This window comes from Microterricola viridarii (assembly GCF_001542775.1).
Taxonomy (GTDB): Bacteria; Actinomycetota; Actinomycetes; order Actinomycetales; family Microbacteriaceae; genus Microterricola; species Microterricola viridarii_A.
Genome location: NZ_CP014145.1, coordinates 1,346,317 through 1,365,863 on the forward strand (window position 1 = coordinate 1,346,317; position 19,547 = coordinate 1,365,863).

Genomic DNA, 19,547 nt, shown 5'->3' on the forward strand with positions numbered 1-19,547 from the left:
GCCCTCGTGATCGTCCCGACCTTCCAAGAGAGCGCGAGCATTCTCACGATCCTCGCCCGGCTGCGCTCCGCCGTGCCCGATGCCGACGTGCTCGTCGTCGACGACAACAGCCCTGACGGCACGGCCCAGATGGTGGCGCTGCTCGCCCGAACCGACCCGCGGTTGGCTGTGCTGGTGCGCCCGGACAAGAGTGGGCTCGGACGTGCCTATCTCTCTGGATTCCGGTACGCGCTCGACCACGGATACGACTACATCGTCGAGATCGACGCGGACGGCTCACACGACCCGGCGGAACTCCCGCGTATGCTGCAGCTCGCCGCGGGTGGACGCGACCTCGTCATCGGTTCGCGCTGGGTTCCCGGCGGCAGCGTGAGCAACTGGTCGCGCAGCCGACAGGCGATCTCGCGGGCCGGCAACCGGTACTCGCGGTTCATGCTGGGCTCGACCGTGCGCGACATCACGGCCGGCTTCCGCGTGTTTCGAGCGGATACCGTGCGTCTGCTGCTGCAGCAGCCCACCTCAAGCCAGGGCTATTGTTTCCAGATCGAGATGGCCTGGCACACCGAGCGCGCCGGCCTGAGCATCGCCGAGCACCCGATCACGTTCGAGGAGCGCTCGGAGGGGGTCTCCAAGATGCACCTCGGCATCGTTGCTGAGGCACTCTGGCGAGTCACAGTGTGGGGCGTCCAGAAACGCCTATCGCCGGGCCAAATGGCCCGGCGATCAGAGGGGTAACGCCGCTGACGCGGCGACATCAGCGTCTAGACGCTGACCTTCTGTGTGCCGCGGCGGGCACGCAGAGCGACGAGACGCTCCTCGAGCAGCTCTTCGAGCTCCTCGATCGTGCGACGCTCGAGCAACATGTCCCAGTGGGTTCGAGCGATCTTGTCCTCGGAGTGGTCAATGACCACCGGCTTGGAATCGACGATCAGGCTGGCCTCGTGCCCGCAGTGCTTGCACTCCCACGCCTCGGGGGCCTCGGCCTCGGCCGAGAAGGTCATGACCGTGTCACGACCACATGTGCCACAGCGGTAGCTGTGATTGACGCGTGGTGAGAAACTGACGCCCTCTTCGCTCTGCAGGCTTTGTGCGCCCAGCCGCATTCCACGCAAACTACGATCTGCCATTGTGTGGTCTCCTCTCGCAATGCAACCTCCGTTATAGCGCCTCAAGCTGTGCGTTAGCTTGCGGAGGAGGTGCCGTTACGGCGGGTTCCCCGGCCTTGCCAGAAGACTCCCAGTCTCGCGCGGGAGACGGATGTTCTCAGGCCTGGGCGGCTAGCACACGCATGGCGATATCGGCGCGATCGGTGACCAGACCGTCGACGCCGAGCGCGAGCAGCGCGGTCATCTCCGCCTCCTCGTTGACCGTCCAGACGTGCACCTCGACACCGGCGCGGTGCATCGCTGAGATGACCCGCGGCGTCGTGATCGTGAGAGGCCCGGCGGTCTGCGGCACCTGAACGGCAACGAAACCGGCGAGCGCGCGGCGCACCACGGGGAAGAGGCCGAGCTTGGCCGCCAGGAGGGCTATGGCGAAGCGGGTGGACGAGGCCGAACTGGCCACGCCGGGCAGCAGCCGCACCGTCTCCCTGCGGCGCTTCTCCGAGAATGACGTGATCAGCACGCGCTCCGTCGCCTGGGCGGCCGACACGGCTGCCGCGGTCGGCGCGACCGAGGCGGAATCCTTCACGTCGATGTTGAAGCGTGCCGTTGGAAAGGCGGCCAGCGCCTCTGCCAGCGACACGAAGTGCTGCCCGGCGCCGAGATCGATGGCGGCCAACTCGGCGAAGCTCAGCTCGCCCACGGCGACGGCGCGCGACGCCAGCCTGCTCAGGTCGGCGTCGTGGCAGATGACGGCGACCCCGTCGCTGCTGGCGTGCACATCGGTTTCCAGGTAGGTCACACCCGCGGCGAGGGCGTTGCGGAAAGCCAGGAGCGTGTTCTCGGGGGCCTCGGTGGCCAGTCCGCGGTGCGCGAGGACGCGCGGGCCGGTCGAGTCGAGGTAGTGCGAGCTGGTGTCGGGGTTCAGAGCGTCGGTCCTGTCGGGGGAGCGGTGGGGGAGTCGCGGCCGGGGGTGTACTGACCGGAGGTGTACTGGCCGGGGGGACGGATGGGGCAATGGGTGCCGCGGCATCCGGGTTCGGTGGGATGAATGCCCGGCTCAGGCCTTTCAGCGCCTCGGTGAGCTCGCTGGGCACGATCCAGAGTTTGCTGGCCGAGCCCTCGGCAATCTTGGGAAGGGTCTGCAGGTACTGGTAGGCCAACAGCTTGGGGTCGGGGTCGCCTTCGTGGATCGCGCTGAAGACCGTCTTGATGGCCTCCGCCTCGCCCTGGGCACGCAACACGGCAGCCTTCGCGTCGCCCTCCGCGCTGAGGATTGCCGCTTGCCGGGCGCCCTCTGCGGTGAGGATCGCGGACTGTTTGGTGCCCTCTGCGGTGAGGATCAGTGCGCGCCGGTCGCGCTCCGCACGCATCTGCTTCTCCATCGAGTCCTGGATGGAGTGGGGCGGGTCAATCGCCTTGAGCTCGACCCTAGACACTCGGATGCCCCACTTGCCTGTCGCCTCGTCGAGCACGATACGCAACTGACCGTTGATGTTATCGCGGCTGGTCAGGGCTTCTTCGAGATTCAGCCCGCCGACGACGTTACGGAGCGTCGTGGTGGTGAGCTGCTCGACGGCGCCGAGGTAGTTCGCGATCTCATAGGTTGCCGCCCGGGCATCCGTCACCTGGAAATACACGACGGTGTCGATGGAGACGACGAGGTTGTCTTCGGTGATGACGGGTTGCGGCGGGAAGGAGACGACCTGCTCGCGCATGTCGACCAACTTGTGCACCCGGTCGACGAAGGGCACGAGCAGGTTAAGCCCGGGTGTGAGCGTCTTGTGGTAGCGGCCGAGGCGTTCGACCACGCCGGCGTAGGCCTGCGGGATGATCTTGATCGATCGGAACAGGATGACGAGGACAAAGACGACAATGACGACGATGACCGCGGCCAGCACGATCTGCGACACGGTGTCTGCTGAGATGTTCATGGCTGCACCCTTTCGACGGGGACGATGACGGCGGTGGCGCCGTCAATGCTGGTGACGAGCACCCGTTCACCGGCCGCGACGATGCGTTGCTCGGTGATGGGGGAGAGCCGCGCCGTCCAGGTCTCGCCGTTGGCGAGTTTCACCTGGCCGATGCCGAATTCGCCGCCGATGGATGCCACCACGGTGCCATCGGTGCCCGGCAACGCGTCCACGTTGCTGCGGGCCGGGTCGCCGCCCTTCTTGAGGGCGCGCAACAGCGGGGGCCGGATCAGCACGAGCAGGATCACGGCGAGAACGGCGGCGATGACGAGCTGCAGCCACCACTCCGCGCCGAACAGGCCGGCGATGAGACCGCCGATGCTGCCGATGGCGACCATCAGGAACGTCAACTCGAGGGTGACGATTTCGACCGTGAGGAAGATCAGGATCAGGACCAGCCAGATAATCCAGCCATATGAGGCAATGAAGTCGTCCATGACCACTCCTCCCGACGTTGTGAGTCACCTCTGAGATGAAACTATCAGCTGGGGGAGCGGCAATGGCCGATCTGCGCTGGGAGTTCCTGAGTCTCCGGCCCTTGGTATCCTCGATCGGACGCTTCTCTGTGAGGGGCGCCCCCATTGACATCCCATACCCACCCGCAACACCGAGGAGACCTCCGTGACCAATCCACTCGCCCCGCAGACCTTGGCAGGCAAGACTGCGCTCGTCACCGGCTCCTCACGCGGGATCGGCGCGGACACCGTGCGCTACTTCGCCGAGGCCGGCGCGAATGTCGTCATCAACTACCGCAACAAAGAGGCCAGGGCTGTCAAGCTCGCCGACAGCCTGCGGGCCGAGGGCGCGACGGCGATTACTGTCGGCGCCGACCTGACCGACCCGGCATCCGTCAACCAGCTGATCGACACGGTCAAGGCCGAGTTCGGCGGAATCGACATCCTGGTCATGAATGCCTCCGGCGGCATGGAGTCCGGCATGGCCGAGGACTACGCCATGGTGCTCAACCGCGACTCGCAGGTCAACCTGCTTGAGACGGCGCTGCCCGCGTTGAACCCAGGTGCCCGTGTCGTCTTCGTCACCAGCCACCAGGCGCACTTCATCCACAACACGGCCACGATGCCCGAGTACGAGCCCGTCGCACGCAGCAAGCGCGCGGGCGAAGACGCCCTGCGCGCCAAGCTGCCCGAGCTCGCCGCTGCGGGCGTCGAGTTCGTCGTCGTCTCCGGCGACATGATCGAGGGCACGATCACGGCCACGTTGCTCGAGCGTGCGAACCCCGGTGCGATCTCGGCACGCAAGGACTCGGCCGGCAAGCTCTATAACGTGGGGGAGTTCGCCGCCGAGGTCGCCCTCGCTGCCGTCGAGCCGGTTCCCGCGAACAACACCCGTTACGTCGGTGACATCTCCGACTTCAGCTAACTCCCGCAGCACAGAAAAGGACGGGCCCTCCGCGTGGAGGGCCCGTCCTTTTCTGTGCACCTGATGACTCAGGCGGGGGTGACGATGCCCCGGCCGAAGGTGAATGCACGCACGATCTGGATCACACCGAGCACGATCAGGCCGATGCCGGTGAGGATGAACAGCAACACGGCGCTCCAGATGGGGGCGAAGAGCAGCACGATGCCGGCGACGATGCTGAGCAGGCCGAAGAAGATCGACCATCCCTTGGAGCGGGCGTCGCCGATCTGCACCAGCGCCACGACACCTTCAATGATCCAGGCGATGCCGACGAGCACACCGAGGAAGACCGCCAGCACCGCGGCGGTGCCGCTGATGTTCGTGAAGGCAAGAACCGCCGCCACGATGAAGACGATGCCCAGGATGATGTCGAGCACTCGGGCCCAGCCACCGATGCCGCGGGAGAAGATCCCGATGCCGAGGTAGGCGATGCCGGCGATCAGCAGGTAGATGCCGAGCAGCACGGCGATTCCAGCCGCCGCGCCCTTCGGCCAGAAGGTGATGATGAGGCCGATGATGAGCGCCGCAGCGCCCGAGACGCCGAGTGCGATGCGGACGCCGTTGATGGCGGACTTCGTGAGATCCTTGCCGTCGAGCGAGAAAGCCGCGAAGTACGTGCCCTGTTGGGGTGTGGTCATTGTGTGCACCTTTGTAGTTGTAGGGAACTGTTGCTGGGGTCAGGTTAGCGCGGCGGGGCCGCCCGCGGTGGATAAATACGCCGGTTGTCGCCAATTGAGTGGCTCTGGGCGGCCCGCTTGCCGCAGGTCCATCGGCGAGCCTGAGATCGTATACGAATAGCTCCGGAGCGCACATGGCTCTGGTGGACCGTCTGTGATTGGAACACGCGGTCGCTCCGGGTTCTCGAGAAACTCGGCTTCAGGCACGAGTACGCGACAACGAACGCCCGCCGCACGGTGGTGTTGAAAGATGCAGTATTTCCGCGCAATTCCGACCCTGGGCGAGAGCACCTGACCACTCTCGGCATTGCGCCGATAATGCACATTATGTCAAGTCAGGTTCCGGAAGCCCTCTCCCACGGCGCCTCGATCCACTTCTGAGCGAAGGACAGATCTACTCCTCCGGCAGTGACGAACCGCTCCGCCGGCTTATGCTCCACCTTCGCGGAGCGAACCCCGGCACTCTGCTGAATGCCCAGATCAGGACGCCGGCAACAAGCAATGCAGCAAGAAGGCCACCGACCGTCGCCGTCATGGCAAGCAGTCCGCGCTCGGGCAGCAGAAAGCCATACGGGACCCAGCCATCCGTGGCACCGCGGCTCAAGACGACGGCGAGCCAGATCAGCGGATACGGAAGCACGAGCCACAGCGTCCTCCATGGCAGTGGCGGCCGGTCGCCGACGCGTATCCAATCAAGGACGACGGCAAGGGGGAAAACTACATGGAGTACTGCGCTGACCCAAGGCGGTGCGGATCCAGTTCCGGGAACGACCAGGTTGTAGATCAGTGCAACAACAATCAGAGAAGCGGTAGCGACACCACGCGCGATGCTCAGCCACGTCGGCACGCGCCTCCCAGCGAGGACGCGCGCCCCGGTGGCGATCAACACGACGCTCGTCAGCAAGCTCGTGAGGTTGGTGAAGTAGCCGAAGAAGTCGAACGGGTTCCCGTCGCCGGCCGCGATCCGCTCGGAGAACGCGTACGTGAGCACCGCCAATACGAGGACACCGCTGCCGACCCGCAAATACCCGGTCACACCCGAAACGCGACGTTGTTCGATGGCTGCTTGCACTGCACTCCTCTCGCTACGCGATTCAAGCACACGGATGCAAGAGAGTCGCCGCGTATTGAATCGCCGACCAGGCCGCTCGTTCCCTTTTCGCGACTCTGCTTGCGCCGGCTCGAGAGAGCCCACTCTTTCCATTCGCCCTAGTCGAACCGGGCGCCCTCTACTCGCGAACGTCGGGTGGCGAGCAGGAGCAGGATGAATGGGCCAGGCGGGGTGACCGCCAGGAGCGCCCACCACCCCGACAGATTCGAGTCATGCAGACGCCGCACGGCGACCGTGAACCCGGGAATGACGGTCACGATCAGCCACAGTGCTGCGAACAACAGGAAGGACGCTGCCAGCGGCGAGCTGGGTGGATCCGTCTCGTGCCACGTGACGAGCGCGATCGGTGCGAACAGGCGCGACCCGAAAGGGCCGAGGAAGATCGTGGGCTCCGGGGTGCGGCCAGCGATCAGCGCCGGAAACACGAGCTGCGTCAGTGCCAGCGTGATGACGTTGACGAGCATCCACCACCAGTACTCACTCCGGCTGGCTCTCCCCCGCAGCCGGAACGCATGAGAGACGAACCGCCCCATAGCCGCTGACAGAGAGGCGCGCTTCAGCGGCTCGGTGTCCGGGACTGTGGCGGGAGCCGGCATCACGAGCTCAGCTTAGGGGCTTATCAGGGATTTTCGTGGCCGCACAGTATCCTTGACGCCCCGCCGCGCTCCGTCCGGATGCCATGCCGATCCTTGGGGCCCTGCTGAGAAGGCGCGCGGCCTGTCGGTCCGCGGTTTGGGCGGCCAGGCACGAGGATGTGGGCATGGACACGAGTACTCCGGCACTCTGGCTGCGATCCCAGCCCTCCCTTGTCGGTTCGCCGCCGCCGTTCGACACTGCAGCGCTACCAGCCGAGCCCGATGTGCTCTTCCTGTCGTGGATTCGTGAGGCTGTGATCGCCGGCGTGGCCGAGCCTCAGGCGGCGACGTTGGCAACAGTGGATGCCGCGGGCATCCCGGACGCGCGCACGCTCCTCCTCAAGGATGTCGGCAGGCAGGGCTGGTCGTTCGCAGGTCAGCGTTCGTCAGCAAAGGGTGCTCAGCTCGGTGCGAACCCATTTGCGGCATTGCCTGAATTGACGGGTGACAGGCGGTTGAGCGCGCCATAGCGTGTCAATCATGAGTGAAAACTACGTCGCAAGCTCGACGATCACGATCGGCGCGACTCCGGAGCGTGTCTGGTCCGTGATCACGGACCCCGATGCAATCCGGGAGTTCATGTTCGGCACGGATGTCGACACCGACTGGATTGTGGGCGGCCCGATCCGATGGCGTGGCATGTGGAAGGGCAAGCCATACGAGGACAAAGGCGTGATCCTGGAACTGGTACCGGGTAAAAGGCTGGTGAACACTCATTTCAGCCCGCTGGCGGGGCAGGCCGACGTTCCGGAGAATTACCACACGCTGACGTGGACGCTTGAGGAGCGTGGCGAATCAACCCAGTTGACACTCGCCCAGGACAACAACAACAGCCCGGAGGCCGCAGCGCACTCCAAAGGCATGTGGGACTCCCTCGTGCAGAGTGTCAAGGCGATCACCGAGCGCCTCGACACCTAGCCGTTCTTCACGCCGGCGAGCACCTCAAGATAATGGGGGTTCGTCATGACGCCCAGCACGTTGCCGAACGGATCCACGACGGAGGCCGTGACGAAGCCTTCGCCGCGCACCGTGATCGGTTCGTACTCGGTAGCGCCCATCGACAACAAGCGATCCATGGTGTCGCCCAGCTCATCGACGTGCCAGTACATGACCGCACCAGAGGGCTCACTCTCCCCCTGGTCTGCCACGGTTTGCCCGGGACGGTAACGACTGTCAATGATGCCGAGCTCGTGCTGGTAGTCGCCGATGCGGAACTCCGCATACGCCAACTCCCCGTCTGGGCCTGAGCGTTTGAAGTAGGGCTCGATGCCGAGAAACTCTGCGTACCACGCGGCCGCCGCCGCCACGTCGTCTGCCCAGAAGTTGATTGTGCTGAATCCGCGCAAGCTCATGGTTGTACCCTTCCGCTCGAGGCGCTCCTCCCGGTCAGGGTAATCGCTCTTCCGATGTGCACGCCGAGTCTCCCAGTTTCAGTCGATATGCGACGGCATCCGGACACGGACGATCCACCCGACGACCGATCCGATGTGCGGATGCTTCGGCCACAGCGACGGCACCCTGAGCGTGACGGCCGCACCGGGCTCGGGGACGGAACCCACCTCCGAAGGGTCTGTGGAGCGGGTGTACCGGACGGAGACCTGCTCGATCGCCAAGATGTCGCCACGAATGCGCGTCCAGTCCGGCGCATCGGGCGCCCTGGTGGCAGAGGCGTACGTGTCAAGCTGCAGCGGGACGGTTCGGCGCTCGCCGAAGAGCCTCGTCATCCATTCCTGGTCCATGGGCACGAGATCCCAGGAGACTGACTCACCGAGCGCGACGCGCAGGCCGTCCTCGGAGACCTGCCATTCCCTCAACCACACGTCCACCTCGTGTGAGGCGCTCTCCCCCATCCGTTCCATTACTTCGTGAGCGCGTAGCGCAGCAGCACCACGCCGTTCTCGAATGGCGTGGCCTCAAGCAGCTCCAGCTCCTGTCGGTCCGCGAACACGTGTCGGCCGCGCCCGCGTGAGGCCGGGCAGACCCGCAGTTGGACTTCATCGACGACGCCGGCAGCCAACAGGAACTGCATCAGGTCGAGGCTCCCCCACAGCCAGATGTCCTTGCCTGCCTGCCCCTTGAGCATCCTGATCGTGGCGACCGGATCGCTGGTCACGGTCGCGGCCGAGAAGTCACCCCATGGCGCGTGCGCCAGCGTCGCCGAGGCGACGTACTTGGTGAGCGTGTTGAGTTTCGCCCCGTACTCGCCCTGCTCGGTGGCGTGCGGCCAATACCCGACGGACTGGGCATAGGTGTTCGCCCCGAGGATCATGGTGTCGACCGAGTCGATGAATCCCATCACGCTCGCCTTGAACGCGCTGGTGTCGTCTTCGGCGAATGGCTCCCCCGCCACGAAGCTGAGACCGCCGTCCTCTTCTGCGGCGATGTTGTCGACGGTCACCCACTGTTGGACGATGAGCTTGCGCATGGCGCCACTGTAGTTGGCGGGTGGTGCGCGCGCCAGCGAGCAGCGAGGTCAGCTGCGGACCATGCGCAGCTCGCGCACACCGTGCCCGAGCTTGGAGGCGCCGTCGGGCACGAAGCCATGCTTGAGATAGAAGGCGCGTGCCCGCGGATTGGGGTCGGCGACCCAGAGCGCCGCGCTGGAGCCAGGCGTCAGAACCGATTCGAGAAGCGCCGTGCCGACACGCGCACCGTGCACGGCGGCGTACGTGTAGAGAAGGTAAAGCTCGGCGGACCATGCGGCGTCCGTGTCTCGGGGCGGCCCCGACATCGCGATGCCGACGATCTTCCCACCGCGCTCTGCGACGGCCGCCCGGTTTCCCGCGTAAAGCGGGTCGGCGAGGGCCGCAGCCCAGAACAGCTCGCGGCGCCCGAGCGCGCCGGGATCGTCCAGCACCGCGTCATCCATCAGCCCCCTGTAGGTTTCACGCCAGGACTCGACGTGCAACCGCGCAATCTGCGCCGCATCGCCCTCGAGCGCAGGCCGGACCACGAACACCGCTTCCATGGCCCGATACTAGAGGAACCGGCCGGCCCGGCTGCGCTCCACTGCTGGCTCGCAGGCACGGGAGCGGCCAGAATGATTTCATGCTCGCTTTCGCAATCGTCCTCATCACCGCAGCCCTCGTGTTTTACACGATCGGGGTCTGGGCCGAGCACCGCCAGCGGGTGCTGAAGCCGTGGCACGCCGTGTTCTTCGGAATCGGTCTGTTCTTCGATGCCAGCGGCACATTCGCGATGAGCCGTCTGGCAGATTCCAGCACCTCGGCAACGGGTCTTGCCGGCGGACTGAATACAGTGATGATTGTCACCGGTGCCATCGCCCTCACGTTGATGCTCATTCACCTTGTCTGGGCGATCATCGTGCTCGTGCGCAATCGCGACTCCGAGCGCCAGCGGTTCCACAAGTTTTCCCTGATCGTCTGGGCGATCTGGCTGGTGCCCTACTTCGCTGGGGCCATTGGCGCCAGCCTCAGCTGAGAGCGGGCGGCTCCCACAGCTCGATCGGCAGACCTTCCGGGTCGTGGATGCGGGCGAAGCGGCCGTAGTCGGCGGTGTCCCACTCGGGTCGGCGCTCGACCATGATGCCCGCCTCCTCCAGCTTCTGGGTCAACTCATCCAACCCGGCGACGCGCAGGTTCAGCATGAAGGACTGCTCCGCCGCGAAGTAGTCCGAGTCGGCCGGGAACGGTGCGAATACCGTCATACCGGCCTGCTGCTGCCAGATCCCCTCCTGCCCGGCCTCGATTCCGAGGTGCTCGCGGTACCAGGCCGCCCGCGTCTCCGGGTCGCGGCTGCGAAAGAACAGCCCGCCGATTCCAGTCACTCCCATGATTGGTCCTCTCGGTTCTCAGCCCGCCGTGCGGCGTCGGTAGATGTTGACCAGGATGCCGGACGGCAGCGCGTGGGAATCCACCAGGGCGAGCCTAGTGAGGGCGAAGCCCTCTGAGAACAGCTTCTTTCCGCTGCCAAGCACAAGCGGATAGACGACGAGCCGGTACTCATCGATCAGGTCGTGGGCGGCGAGCGTCTTGATCAGCTGCGAACTCCCCCAGACGCGAATCTCTCCACCTGGCTGCTCGCGCAGCTTCGCCACTGCGGCCGGCACGTCGGGGCCGAGCAGGTGGGAGTTCTTCCAGGCGAGCTCGGTGAGCGTGTTCGACGCGACGTATTTGGGGATGCGGTTGTACCGCCGGGTGAGCTCCCCCATCAGCCCGTCGGCGTTCTCGTCCCAGACGCCCCACGCCCCGGAGAAGATGTCGTAGGTCTTGCGGCCGAGCAGCAGTGCCTCCGCCTTGCTCTCCCACTCCCCGACGAACGCGTTGTCCTCGTCCGGGTGGTAGCGGTCTTGCCAGCCGCCGTGCGCGAAGCCGTCTTCGTTGTCCTCATCCCTGCCCCCTGGAGCCTGCGTGACACCGTCCAAGGTGATGAACGCCTGCACCACGATCTCGCTCATGATGGGCCCTCCGTGTTGAGCACCGCGGCAACGGCGCTGACCTCGATCAGCGCGCCCGGCAGGCCCAAGGCTGTGACGCGCGCGGCCGTGACAAGCGGCGGCAAACCCGGGCCAGCGAGTTTCGGGGCGATAGCCCCGTACGCGGCGCCGAGATCCGCGTCGGCGGCGATGAGCACCGTCCACTGCACAACATCGGCCAGCGATGCCCCGGCCGCGGCGAGGGCGGTGCCGGCGTTGTCGACGGCTCGGACGGACTGTTCGACGATGCCGCCTGCTACGAGCGCGCCGGAGGCATCGATGCCGTTCTGGCCCCCGACATAGATCGTCGTGGCTCCCGCGGGAACGATCGCCACATGGCTGAATGCCGGGCTCGACACGAGACCGGCTGGTTGCAATCGAGTGATCTCCATGGCGGCCATGCTTCCACTCGGCCGCGGATGACGCCAGAGCTTCGACCTGCACGCCCGCGCCATTCTGCGGCAGCCGTGCTCTTCTGGGCCAGCCTTGCTCTTCTAAACCAGGATGACGAGCTGCGAGGTGGCCCGGGTCATCGCGACGTAGCGGTCGACGGCTCCCTCGATGCCGGCGCCGAATCCGTCCGGGTCGATCAGCACAACCAGATCGAACTCGAGGCCCTTGGCCAGCTCGGGGGTCAAAGAGAGCACGCGCTCCCGGCCCGTCATCGGCGGCGCGGTGCCGATGACGCAGGCCGTGCCCTCTGGGTGGCTCGTGAGCCACTCGTCGAGGAGGGCGTCCAGCTCCTGTCTCGCAGCACGGCGCACCGGCAGCCCGCTGCGCCGCACGGAGCGGGGAACGTTCGCATCGGGAATCGCCGCACGGATGACCGGCTCGGCTGCGGCCATCACCTCCTCCGGCGTCCGATAGTTGACGCTCAGGGTGGCCAGCTCGACCGTGCGCAGGCCGATGCGGTTGAGGCGCTCCTGCCAGGACTCGGTGAACCCGTGCCTGGCTTGCGCCCGGTCACCCACGACCGTGAAGCTCCGCGAGGGGCAGCGGCTCAGCAGCATCCGCCACTCGGCATCCGTCAGTTCCTGTGCCTCGTCGACGATGATGTGCGCGAACGGACCGGCGAGCACGTCGGCGTCGGTGCCCGGCAGGGCGGTCTCATCGACGAGGGAGTTCTGCGCGTCCTGGCCGCGCAGAATGGACATCAGCTGGAGCTCGCTGTCATCGGACTCGATGAGCTGGTCGATGACCACGTCCATTTCGGCGCGCTCTGCGGCGAGCACGGCAGCGCGTCGCCGAGCGAGGCGCCCGGCATCCGGGTCGCCGACCCGCTGCCGTGCCGCATCCAGATACGGCAAGTCGGATGTCGTCCAGGCGGCCGTGCGCTCCCGCCGGAGCGTCTGCAACTGCTCGGCGTCGAGCCACGGCGCGCATGCGCTGAGGTAGTCGGATGACGCCCACAGGTCGCGCACGATGCCGACAGGGTCGAGCAGCGGCCAAGCCCGGTTGAACGTGCCGGCCAACTCCTCGTCCTGCGACATTGCACGGCGCAGTGCGGCCGGCGGCACTCCGTCAAGCTTGTCGGCCAGGATCTCCAGCAGCGCCTCCCAGACCTGCTCCCGCGCCTCGTTGTGCGGCAGGCCGGGCTCCGCGGCGTCGAATGCCTCTGCCCACTCGGCCGGGCTGAGCCAGAGCTCCGCCCACTCGGTGTCGACCAGCAGGCCCTCCGCTGGCGGAGTCTCAAAGGCGTGCACGGCCCGCTCCACCGCGGTCAACAGCGCGGCCGATGCTTTGAGGCCCGCCACCGCCGGGTCCGTCTCGCTGAGCGCGGAGCCGCCCTCGGCCACAAGATCGCGCACTGTGCTGATCTGCACCCCCTCCTCACCCAGCCCCGGCAGCACATCCTCGACATAAGAGAGGTAGCCGTGGCTCGGGCCGATGAACAAGACACTGCCGCTTCGCTGCGCGAGCCGCGGGTCCGAGTACAAGAGGTAGGCGGCACGGTGCAGTGCGACGACGGTCTTGCCGGTGCCCGGCCCGCCGTCGACGACCAGCGCTCCCCGCGACCCCGCCCGGATGATGGCGTCCTGGTCGGATTGGATCGTGCCGAGCACATCGCGCATCCGCGCCGACCGGCTGCTGCCGAGGCTCGCGATGAACGCCGACTCGTCGTCGACGGCGGCGCTCGCCGCGAGTCCCTCCGGGGTGAACGCCTCATCCCAGTAGTCGCTGACCCGGCCGCGGCTCCAGCGGTAGCGGCGGCGGGTCGCCAGGCCCATTGGGTTGGCCCTGGTCGCCGCGAAGAACGGCGCGGCGGCGGGCGAGCGCCAGTCGATCAACAGGGGTGTGCCCGAGGTGTCGGTGAGACCGAAACGCCCGATGTAGAGCGGCGCGGCGGCATCCGCCCGCACCATGCGCCCGAGGCAGATGTCCAGGGTGAATCGCCGCAGTGAGCGCAGCCGGGCAGTCAAACGATGCACCTGCAGGTCACGGGCCAGGGCCTGCTCGCCGCTGCCGCCGGGCGCCCGCAGCTCGTCCTCGAGGCTGGCGGATGCCGCGGCGATCTCGGCCTGCAGGGCGGCCGCGACGGCTGAGAAATGGGCTTCGTCGGCGCCGATCAGGGCCGGGTCTGACTTCGCGGAGAGTCGGGCGGGGAGGTTGAATGCGCTGGTGGTCACTGTCACAGTGCTCGATTCTCACCCACGGAGGGGGCCTTGCGGCAAGCCCCCACCCCCTCGTTAGACTGAGAGTGGCACGAAGAGCACGCACGGTCGCGACGACCGCCGTAGCGTGCGTGCAGTTCGTTCTCGTGGCGTTGTGGGCACTCGTCGGGCTGGTGCGGCGCGGCACGCTCGCCACGCAGCAGGCCGCCGGCTGGGTCAACGCCATGATGTGGGCCGGGGGCGTCGCGACCGCACTCGCCATCGGCCTGGAGGTGCACGTGCTCGGCGTGCTGGGTGTGAGTCCGCCCGCCGTTGGTGTGCTCCTGAGCCTCTGCATCATTGCCGGAGCCGCCTTCACCGTGCTCCTGGTCGTGCTGCGCCGGCGAGGTTCCCGCTTCGCTACCGCCGCGTGAACGTCATGTGGGTGACGCCGCTGGGCGTCGAGACGGACTCGACGTCGTAACCCGCCTCGATTCCCTCCAGGCCGTCCCAGAGGCGCACGCCGCGGCCGAGAACAATCGGCACCTGCACGATGTGGAGCAGGTCGATCACGCCGGCGGCGAGGAACTCGCGCACCATGCTCGGGCCGCCGCCGATGCGCACGTCCAGCCCGCCGGCGGCCGCCTTGGCGATCTCCAATGCCTCCGCCGGGCCCGCGTCGATGAAGTGGAAGACGTTGCCGCCCTCCAACTCGAAGGAGGGGCGTGGGTGGTGGGTCAGCACGAACACGGGAGTGTGGAATGGCGGGTTCTGGCCCCACCAGCCCCTCCATTCCTCCGCGGTTCCGAGGTCGGTCCACGGGCCCGTCTGCGGGGTGAACTTGCCCCGGCCCATGATCTCCGCGCCGATGCGGTAGTCGTGCTGGTCGACGAAGGCGTTGTCGACACCGACCCCGCCGCCCTCCTCGCCGATCATCCGGTGCCAGTAGCGGGTGTGCATCATCCACTCGTGCAGTCGTTGTCCGGCATGCCCGAAGGGGGCAGCGAGGCTGAGACCCTCCCCGGTGCCGAATCCGTCGAGGGAGATTGCAAAGCCGTGGACGCGGGCGAGCTGCATGGTCACCTTCAGTTCTTCGTCGGATTCGGGACGCATCAAGTCTCAGTCTGGGGTGCGGCGACTGTCAATCGCCGTGCGACGGATGTCGGAGGGAACTGCTTGAATCGAGTGAGCACAGCATGAGGGAGACAGCATGAGCACGGCATCCGAGAGCCACCCGGCCACCAACCATCCCGCCGACCGGCACGACCTGATCCGGGTGCAGGGGGCGCGCGTGAACAACCTGAAAGACGTCAGCGTCGTCATCCCGAAGCGCAGGATGACGGTATTCACCGGTGTGTCCGGCTCAGGAAAGAGCTCTCTGGTCTTCGGCACCATCGCCGCAGAGTCGCAGCGCATGATCAACGAGACGTACAGCGCCTTCGTTCAGGGTTTCATGCCGACTCTGGCCCGGCCCGACGTGGACGTGCTCGACGGCCTGACCACGGCCATCCTCGTCGACCAGGAGCGGATGGGCGCCAACGCACGCTCCACCGTCGGCACCGCCACCGACGTCAACGCCATGCTTCGCATCCTGTTCAGCCGACTCGGCCAGCCGCACATCGGCTCCCCGCAGGCGTTTTCCTTCAACGTCGCCTCGGTCAGCGGCGCCGGTGCCTTCACCGTCGAGCGCGGCACGGCGACGACGAAAGAGCGGCGAGATTTCACCGTCACCGGGGGCATGTGCCCGCGGTGCGAGGGCATGGGCAGCGTCACCGACATCGACCTCAGCCAGCTCTTCGACGAAAGCAAGTCACTCAGCGGCGGCGCGATCACCGTGCCCGGCTACACGGCCGACGGCTGGTCGGTGCGCATGTTCTCCGAGTCGGGCTTCTTCGACCCGGACAAGCCGATCCGCGACTTCAGCGAGACCGAGCTGCACGACTTCCTCTACCGCGAGCCGGTCAAAGTGAAGATCAATGGCATCAACCTCACATTCGAGGGGCTGGTGCTCAAGGTGCAGAAGTCGCTGCTCAGCAAGGACCGCGAGGCGATGCAACCGCACATCAGGGCCTTCGTCGACCGGGCCGTCACCTTCACCGCCTGCCCCGACTGCGGTGGCACCCGGCTCAACGAGGGCGCCCGCTCGTCCCTCATAGCGGGCCGCAACATCGCCGAGTTGTGCGCCATGCAGATCAGCGACCTCGCCGAGTGGGTGCGCGCCCTCGATGAGCCCTCCGTCGCCCCGCTGCTGACCGCGCTGCGCGCGACCCTCGATTCCTTCGTCACGATCGGCTTGGGCTACCTCTCACTCGACCGCCCGGCCGGCACCCTCTCCGGCGGTGAGGCGCAGCGCACCAAGATGATCCGCCACCTCGGCTCCTCACTCACCGACGTCACCTACGTCTTCGACGAGCCGACGATCGGCCTGCACCCGCATGACATCCAGCGGATGAACGAGCTGCTGTTGCGCCTGCGCGACAAGGGCAACACTGTGCTCGTCGTCGAGCACAAGCCGGAGATGATCGCCATCGCCGACCACATCATCGACCTCGGCCCTGGAGCGGGCACCGCCGGCGGAACGGTCTGCTTCGAGGGCGACCTCGACGCGCTGCGCGCCAGCGACACGCTCACCGGCCGGCACCTCGGTGACCGGGCTTCCCTGAAGGATGCCGTTCGCACCCGCACCGGCAGCCTCCCGGTGCGCGGTGCAACTGCCCACAACCTGCAAGATGTCGACGTCGACGTGCCGCTCGGCGTGCTCGTCGTCGTCACCGGTGTGGCAGGGTCCGGCAAGAGCTCGCTCGTGCACGGGTCACTGCGCGCCCAGGCCGGGCAGGGCCAGGACGTGGTCTCCATCGATCAGGGCGCCATCCGCGGCTCCCGGCGCAGCAACCCGGCGACCTACACGGGGCTGCTCGAGCCCATCCGCAAGGCATTCGCGAAGGCAAACGGCGTGAAGCCGGCCCTGTTCAGCGCCAACTCGGAGGGTGCCTGCCCCAACTGCAACGGGGCCGGCGTCATCTACACAGACCTCGGCATGATGGCAGGCGTCGCCACCCCCTGCGAGGTGTGCGAGGGCAAGCGTTTCCAGGCCGCCGTGCTGGAGTACCACCTTGGCGGGCGCGACATCAGCGAGGTGCTCGGGATGTCGGTCGCCGACGCCGAGGAGTTCTTCAGCGCCGGCGAGGCGCGCATTCCGGCCGCTCACGCGATCCTGACCCGACTTGCAGCCGTCGGGCTCGGCTATCTTTCGCTGGGGCAGCCGTTGACGACGCTCTCCGGCGGCGAGCGGCAGAGGCTGAAGCTCGCCACCCAGATGAGTGAGCAGGGCGGTGTGTATGTGCTGGATGAGCCGACCGCCGGGCTGCACCTGGCCGACGTCGAACAGCTGCTCGGCTTGTTGGACGGGTTGGTCGACTCAGGCAAGTCCGTCATCGTCGTCGAGCACCACCAAGCCGTGATGGCGCACGCCGACTGGATCATCGACCTCGGCCCGGGCGCAGGGCACGAGGGCGGGCGCATCGTCTTCGAGGGTACGCCGGCCGAGCTGATTGCCGATCGCTCCACCCTCACCGGGCAGCACTTGGCACGCTACGTCGGCGCCTGATCGTCTAGGCGGAACCGCCCCGCGCGGAGTCCCGCAGACTGCGCACCACGCGGTCCAGCCCGCGTGCGAACGGCTCGAGGTCGGCGCGGTCCCAGTCGGCGAAGAGCATCTTCGTGAACCGGGTCTGCTCCTTCGCGATGGTCGCGACAAGGGCTTTGCCGGTGGCGGTCAGGGTGACGAGGGTTGCGCGCCGGTCTCGCGGATGCGGCTCGCGGCTGACGAAACCGTCGGCCACGAGCGCATCCACCAGCCCGGTGACGTTGCGCGCGCTCACCCTCAGCGACTCTGCAAGTTCGCGCTGCGTGCGCGGCCCGGCGGCCGAGATCACCCACAGCACGGGGGCGCGGGAGCTGGAGATGCCGTGGCGGGCCAGACTCTCGTCCCTGTCGCGCCCGAGGAGCACGGCGAGTTGTTGCATGCGATCGAGCGCACCGAGTGAATCGACATCCGTCATATCGTGAGGCTACATCACGATGTGGCCGCATCACTAAAGCGGGTGCCTCTGGCCTCAGCCCGCCGACGCAGGACGGCCCGTTCGCCGAGCGTCCACGTCGTCGTGACGGTGAGGTAGAGCGCCGCCGCCAGGGGGACGATCATGGCGAAGAAGACCGTGATGAACGGCAGCCAGCTCAGCACGCCGCTGATCGCGGCCATGGCGGCCGGAGCCCCGGCCTGGTCCTGCTGCTGCTGCTGCTGCGCGAGCATCACACGGCGCGAGGTGAACGCGACCGCAGCGATCACGGCGAAGAGCCCGAGGAACACGGCAGCACCCGGCCAGAACGCACCGCCGTTCAGGATGGAGAGGAACGACGTGCCGAGCGGCACGCCGAAGAACGTCTCGCCCAGCAGTGCGTTCGGGTGGCCGTTGATCGTCGGGAGGATGAAAAGGCCGTAGACGAGCGAGAGCACCGGTGCTTGCGCCAGGGCCGGCCCGATGCCGGCGAACGGCGAGGCCTTCTCCTCGGCATACAGCTCCATCGTCGCGCGCTGCAGCTTCTCTGGGTTCTTCTTGTGCCGGCTCTGCAGTTCTCTCAGCTTGGGCGCGAGGCGTAGCCGTGTCACCTCAGCCCGGGCTTGGGACATGCCGATGGGGATCAGGGCGATGCGCACGAGAACGGTCAGCGCGACGATGGCGAGTGCCATTGCCTGAGCGCCGGCGAGGGGCGCGAAGAGTGAGGCGAGGCCGTTGACGGCCGTTGAGGCGAGTTCGAGCAGCGCCGCAATGGGCGCGAAGGAATAGAGGTCCACGATGGGAGGGTCCGATCAGGCAGAGGGATGTGTGGTCACATGTGCGCGACCACGCCCGCCGTCCACGAATCCAACGATTCGGGGTGCTGACTACGCGGTCGCCTCTGCCCGGGCCGGGGCCCTGGTGCGCGGCCTGCCCGCGGTGTTCGGGTGTTGCGGCTCGATGATGCTGGAGAGCACCTCACGGTGTGCCCGGGAACGCGCGCCGACGCGCAACTCCCCCGCGGTGATGCCGACCGCGAGATAGCGGGCCCCGAGCGCGAAGGCCGCAGCGAGCATCACCGCCGTCGTGAGCAGCGCGGCATCCGGCGGCGTCTGCAGAACGAGCGCGTACGCGACGAACGCGACGGTCAGTGTGACCGCCAGCCGTTCCTGCAGCGCCTTCATACCCGCGAGCCTACTCGCTGACCCGACGAGACGCCTACGCGCGCTTGGCCAGCTTCTCGAGCCGTTCGGCGGATGCCGGCATGCCCAGCTCCCCCAACGGATCGTGGCGCCCGGGGCTCGGCCGCCGTTCCTCATCGGGGATCGGGCAGTGCACGAGCACGTTCGACGTTGACTCGTCGATCACATGCTCGCGCATCTGATGCCCGCAGAGCGGGCAGGTGCGCAGGGCTACCGGGATCTCCTCGACCCCGGCGTCAGAGATCGGCGGCGAGCCGATGGCTTTCTCGACCTGCTTGTTCACTCGTTCAAAGAATCGCACGAAGGCATTTTCTTCAGCCTGCGTGACATTGTCGCGGCTCAT

General features: G+C 66.9%; 26 protein-coding genes and 1 pseudogene. 7 read left to right on the plus strand and 20 right to left on the minus strand.

What is annotated here, in order from left to right; translation table 11 throughout:
* The first annotated feature begins 6 nt into the window (after nucleotides 1–6).
* Nucleotides 7–735 carry a polyprenol monophosphomannose synthase gene (locus tag AWU67_RS06170; RefSeq protein WP_067227199.1) on the plus strand — a complete coding sequence of 243 codons (729 nt, stop codon included), beginning with the start codon at nucleotides 7–9 and terminating at the stop codon, nucleotides 733–735.
* A gap of 26 nt (nucleotides 736–761) precedes the next feature.
* On the opposite strand, the gene AWU67_RS06175 is transcribed toward AWU67_RS06170, so the two are convergent.
* The 4 genes and pseudogenes from AWU67_RS06175 to AWU67_RS06190 form a co-directional block, all read right to left on the minus strand.
* Nucleotides 762–1,127, minus strand: a complete 366-nt coding sequence (locus AWU67_RS06175; protein WP_067227200.1) for an RNA polymerase-binding protein RbpA — start codon at nucleotides 1,125–1,127, stop codon at nucleotides 762–764.
* A gap of 136 nt (nucleotides 1,128–1,263) precedes the next feature.
* On the minus strand, nucleotides 1,264–2,031 hold the full coding sequence (locus AWU67_RS06180; protein ID WP_067232232.1) for a glycerophosphodiester phosphodiesterase family protein: 768 nt from the start codon (nucleotides 2,029–2,031) through the stop codon (nucleotides 1,264–1,266).
* Nucleotides 2,032–2,125: 94 nt separating this feature from the next.
* Nucleotides 2,126–3,037: pseudogene (locus AWU67_RS16890) on the minus strand (SPFH domain-containing protein); the annotation flags it as partial.
* Complete coding sequence (locus AWU67_RS06190; protein WP_067227202.1) at nucleotides 3,034–3,513, minus strand: NfeD family protein; 480 nt, start codon at nucleotides 3,511–3,513, stop codon at nucleotides 3,034–3,036. The pseudogene AWU67_RS16890 and the gene AWU67_RS06190, both read right to left, overlap by 4 nt.
* 184 nt (nucleotides 3,514–3,697) lie before the next feature.
* On the opposite strand from AWU67_RS06190, the gene AWU67_RS06195 reads away from it, so the two are divergent.
* Nucleotides 3,698–4,456 (plus strand): SDR family oxidoreductase, encoded by a 759-nt coding sequence (locus AWU67_RS06195; protein WP_067227203.1) that lies wholly within the window; start codon nucleotides 3,698–3,700, stop codon nucleotides 4,454–4,456.
* A 68-nt stretch (nucleotides 4,457–4,524) separates the two neighbouring features.
* Here the strand turns inward: AWU67_RS06195 and AWU67_RS06200 are convergent, their stop codons facing one another.
* From AWU67_RS06200 to AWU67_RS06210, 3 genes are all read right to left on the minus strand, one after another.
* Nucleotides 4,525–5,133 (minus strand): HdeD family acid-resistance protein, encoded by a 609-nt coding sequence (locus tag AWU67_RS06200; protein ID WP_067227204.1) that lies wholly within the window; start codon nucleotides 5,131–5,133, stop codon nucleotides 4,525–4,527.
* 433 nt (nucleotides 5,134–5,566) lie between these two features.
* Entirely contained in the window at nucleotides 5,567–6,244 is a 678-nt protein-coding gene (locus AWU67_RS06205) for a Pr6Pr family membrane protein (RefSeq protein WP_067227205.1), read from the minus strand.
* Nucleotides 6,245–6,381: 137 nt separating this feature from the next.
* Nucleotides 6,382–6,747 (minus strand): DUF805 domain-containing protein, encoded by a 366-nt coding sequence (locus tag AWU67_RS06210; protein ID WP_067227206.1) that lies wholly within the window; start codon nucleotides 6,745–6,747, stop codon nucleotides 6,382–6,384.
* A gap of 296 nt (nucleotides 6,748–7,043) precedes the next feature.
* Here AWU67_RS06210 and AWU67_RS16895 point away from each other — a divergent pair, with 296 nt between their 5' ends.
* Both AWU67_RS16895 and AWU67_RS06215 read left to right on the plus strand, forming a co-directional pair.
* Nucleotides 7,044–7,388, plus strand: a complete 345-nt coding sequence (locus AWU67_RS16895) for a pyridoxamine 5'-phosphate oxidase family protein (RefSeq protein WP_082717148.1) — start codon at nucleotides 7,044–7,046, stop codon at nucleotides 7,386–7,388.
* A 10-nt stretch (nucleotides 7,389–7,398) separates the two neighbouring features.
* Nucleotides 7,399–7,836: an SRPBCC domain-containing protein gene (locus AWU67_RS06215; RefSeq protein WP_067227207.1), complete on the plus strand. Its 438-nt coding sequence runs from the start codon at nucleotides 7,399–7,401 to the stop codon at nucleotides 7,834–7,836.
* On the opposite strand, the gene AWU67_RS06220 is transcribed toward AWU67_RS06215, so the two are convergent.
* The 4 genes from AWU67_RS06220 to AWU67_RS06235 all read right to left on the minus strand — a co-directional run bounded on the left by AWU67_RS06220 (nucleotide 7,833) and on the right by AWU67_RS06235 (nucleotide 9,886).
* Entirely contained in the window at nucleotides 7,833–8,270 is a 438-nt protein-coding gene (locus AWU67_RS06220; RefSeq protein WP_067227208.1) for a VOC family protein, read from the minus strand. The two genes, AWU67_RS06215 and AWU67_RS06220, sit on opposite strands and share 4 nt — an antisense overlap.
* A 78-nt stretch (nucleotides 8,271–8,348) precedes the next feature.
* Nucleotides 8,349–8,768: a DUF6578 domain-containing protein gene (locus AWU67_RS06225; RefSeq protein WP_067227209.1), complete on the minus strand. Its 420-nt coding sequence runs from the start codon at nucleotides 8,766–8,768 to the stop codon at nucleotides 8,349–8,351.
* 8 nt (nucleotides 8,769–8,776) lie between these two features.
* Nucleotides 8,777–9,343, minus strand: a complete 567-nt coding sequence (locus AWU67_RS06230) for a dihydrofolate reductase family protein (protein ID WP_067227210.1) — start codon at nucleotides 9,341–9,343, stop codon at nucleotides 8,777–8,779.
* A 48-nt stretch (nucleotides 9,344–9,391) separates the two neighbouring features.
* Entirely contained in the window at nucleotides 9,392–9,886 is a 495-nt protein-coding gene (locus AWU67_RS06235; protein ID WP_067227211.1) for a GNAT family N-acetyltransferase, read from the minus strand.
* 80 nt (nucleotides 9,887–9,966) lie between these two features.
* On the opposite strand from AWU67_RS06235, the gene AWU67_RS06240 reads away from it, so the two are divergent.
* Nucleotides 9,967–10,359: an HsmA family protein gene (locus AWU67_RS06240; protein ID WP_067227212.1), complete on the plus strand. Its 393-nt coding sequence runs from the start codon at nucleotides 9,967–9,969 to the stop codon at nucleotides 10,357–10,359.
* Here AWU67_RS06240 and AWU67_RS06245 read toward each other — a convergent pair.
* The 4 genes from AWU67_RS06245 to helR all read right to left on the minus strand — a co-directional run bounded on the left by AWU67_RS06245 (nucleotide 10,352) and on the right by helR (nucleotide 13,986).
* The gene (locus AWU67_RS06245; protein WP_067227213.1) at nucleotides 10,352–10,711 is read right to left on the minus strand and encodes a VOC family protein; all 360 of its coding nucleotides are present in this window, start codon (nucleotides 10,709–10,711) and stop codon (nucleotides 10,352–10,354) included. The genes AWU67_RS06240 and AWU67_RS06245 overlap by 8 nt on opposite strands.
* 18 nt (nucleotides 10,712–10,729) lie before the next feature.
* Complete coding sequence (locus AWU67_RS06250; RefSeq protein ID WP_067227214.1) at nucleotides 10,730–11,335, minus strand: dihydrofolate reductase family protein; 606 nt, start codon at nucleotides 11,333–11,335, stop codon at nucleotides 10,730–10,732.
* Nucleotides 11,332–11,745 (minus strand): RidA family protein, encoded by a 414-nt coding sequence (locus AWU67_RS06255; protein ID WP_067232235.1) that lies wholly within the window; start codon nucleotides 11,743–11,745, stop codon nucleotides 11,332–11,334. The genes AWU67_RS06250 and AWU67_RS06255 overlap by 4 nt, the downstream gene beginning before the upstream one ends.
* A 102-nt stretch (nucleotides 11,746–11,847) precedes the next feature.
* Complete coding sequence (gene helR / locus AWU67_RS06260; RefSeq protein ID WP_067227215.1) at nucleotides 11,848–13,986, minus strand: RNA polymerase recycling motor ATPase HelR; 2,139 nt, start codon at nucleotides 13,984–13,986, stop codon at nucleotides 11,848–11,850.
* Nucleotides 13,987–14,051: 65 nt separating this feature from the next.
* On the opposite strand from helR, the gene AWU67_RS06265 reads away from it, so the two are divergent.
* Nucleotides 14,052–14,378: a DUF2975 domain-containing protein gene (locus AWU67_RS06265; RefSeq protein WP_160329726.1), complete on the plus strand. Its 327-nt coding sequence runs from the start codon at nucleotides 14,052–14,054 to the stop codon at nucleotides 14,376–14,378.
* On the opposite strand, the gene AWU67_RS06270 is transcribed toward AWU67_RS06265, so the two are convergent.
* The gene (locus AWU67_RS06270) at nucleotides 14,365–15,021 is read right to left on the minus strand and encodes a dihydrofolate reductase family protein (RefSeq protein WP_067232238.1); all 657 of its coding nucleotides are present in this window, start codon (nucleotides 15,019–15,021) and stop codon (nucleotides 14,365–14,367) included. The genes AWU67_RS06265 and AWU67_RS06270 overlap by 14 nt on opposite strands.
* Nucleotides 15,022–15,154: 133 nt before the next feature.
* On the opposite strand from AWU67_RS06270, the gene AWU67_RS06275 reads away from it, so the two are divergent.
* Nucleotides 15,155–17,551: an ATP-binding cassette domain-containing protein gene (locus tag AWU67_RS06275; protein WP_067227217.1), complete on the plus strand. Its 2,397-nt coding sequence runs from the start codon at nucleotides 15,155–15,157 to the stop codon at nucleotides 17,549–17,551.
* Nucleotides 17,552–17,555: 4 nt separating this feature from the next.
* Here AWU67_RS06275 and AWU67_RS06280 read toward each other — a convergent pair whose 3' ends face one another.
* The 4 genes from AWU67_RS06280 to AWU67_RS06295 form a co-directional block, all read right to left on the minus strand.
* The gene (locus tag AWU67_RS06280) at nucleotides 17,556–18,005 is read right to left on the minus strand and encodes a MarR family winged helix-turn-helix transcriptional regulator (protein ID WP_067227218.1); all 450 of its coding nucleotides are present in this window, start codon (nucleotides 18,003–18,005) and stop codon (nucleotides 17,556–17,558) included.
* Between the two features lie 14 nt (nucleotides 18,006–18,019).
* Nucleotides 18,020–18,799 (minus strand): YidC/Oxa1 family membrane protein insertase, encoded by a 780-nt coding sequence (locus tag AWU67_RS06285; protein WP_067227219.1) that lies wholly within the window; start codon nucleotides 18,797–18,799, stop codon nucleotides 18,020–18,022.
* 90 nt (nucleotides 18,800–18,889) lie between these two features.
* On the minus strand, nucleotides 18,890–19,186 hold the full coding sequence (locus tag AWU67_RS06290) for a DUF6412 domain-containing protein (RefSeq protein WP_067227220.1): 297 nt from the start codon (nucleotides 19,184–19,186) through the stop codon (nucleotides 18,890–18,892).
* Nucleotides 19,187–19,220: 34 nt separating this feature from the next.
* Entirely contained in the window at nucleotides 19,221–19,547 is a 327-nt protein-coding gene (locus AWU67_RS06295; protein ID WP_067227221.1) for a hypothetical protein, read from the minus strand.

Bases quoted from the DNA above. Each gene is read 5' to 3' on its own strand.
- AWU67_RS06215 (WP_067227207.1), top strand. From the start codon at position 7,399: ATGAGTGAAAACTACGTCGCAAGCTCGACGATCACGATCGGCGCGACT.
- AWU67_RS06190 (WP_067227202.1), bottom strand. From the start codon at position 3,513: ATGGACGACTTCATTGCCTCATATGGCTGGATTATCTGGCTGGTCCTG.
- AWU67_RS06245 (WP_067227213.1), bottom strand. From the start codon at position 10,711: ATGGGAGTGACTGGAATCGGCGGGCTGTTCTTTCGCAGCCGCGACCCG.
- AWU67_RS06250 (WP_067227214.1), bottom strand. From the start codon at position 11,335: ATGAGCGAGATCGTGGTGCAGGCGTTCATCACCTTGGACGGTGTCACG.
- AWU67_RS06240 (WP_067227212.1), top strand. From the start codon at position 9,967: ATGCTCGCTTTCGCAATCGTCCTCATCACCGCAGCCCTCGTGTTTTAC.
- AWU67_RS06270 (WP_067232238.1), bottom strand. From the start codon at position 15,021: ATGCAGCTCGCCCGCGTCCACGGCTTTGCAATCTCCCTCGACGGATTC.
- AWU67_RS06280 (WP_067227218.1), bottom strand. From the start codon at position 18,005: ATGACGGATGTCGATTCACTCGGTGCGCTCGATCGCATGCAACAACTC.
- AWU67_RS06290 (WP_067227220.1), bottom strand. From the start codon at position 19,186: ATGAAGGCGCTGCAGGAACGGCTGGCGGTCACACTGACCGTCGCGTTC.
- AWU67_RS06200 (WP_067227204.1), bottom strand. From the start codon at position 5,133: ATGACCACACCCCAACAGGGCACGTACTTCGCGGCTTTCTCGCTCGAC.
- AWU67_RS06225 (WP_067227209.1), bottom strand. From the start codon at position 8,768: ATGGGGGAGAGCGCCTCACACGAGGTGGACGTGTGGTTGAGGGAATGG.
- AWU67_RS06220 (WP_067227208.1), bottom strand. From the start codon at position 8,270: ATGAGCTTGCGCGGATTCAGCACAATCAACTTCTGGGCAGACGACGTG.
- AWU67_RS06235 (WP_067227211.1), bottom strand. From the start codon at position 9,886: ATGGAAGCGGTGTTCGTGGTCCGGCCTGCGCTCGAGGGCGATGCGGCG.
- AWU67_RS06210 (WP_067227206.1), bottom strand. From the start codon at position 6,747: ATGCTCGTCAACGTCATCACGCTGGCACTGACGCAGCTCGTGTTTCCG.
- AWU67_RS06275 (WP_067227217.1), top strand. From the start codon at position 15,155: ATGAGCACGGCATCCGAGAGCCACCCGGCCACCAACCATCCCGCCGAC.
- AWU67_RS16895 (WP_082717148.1), top strand. From the start codon at position 7,044: ATGGACACGAGTACTCCGGCACTCTGGCTGCGATCCCAGCCCTCCCTT.
- AWU67_RS06230 (WP_067227210.1), bottom strand. From the start codon at position 9,343: ATGCGCAAGCTCATCGTCCAACAGTGGGTGACCGTCGACAACATCGCC.
- AWU67_RS06175 (WP_067227200.1), bottom strand. From the start codon at position 1,127: ATGGCAGATCGTAGTTTGCGTGGAATGCGGCTGGGCGCACAAAGCCTG.
- AWU67_RS06295 (WP_067227221.1), bottom strand. From the start codon at position 19,547: ATGAGCCGCGACAATGTCACGCAGGCTGAAGAAAATGCCTTCGTGCGA.
- AWU67_RS06255 (WP_067232235.1), bottom strand. From the start codon at position 11,745: ATGGAGATCACTCGATTGCAACCAGCCGGTCTCGTGTCGAGCCCGGCA.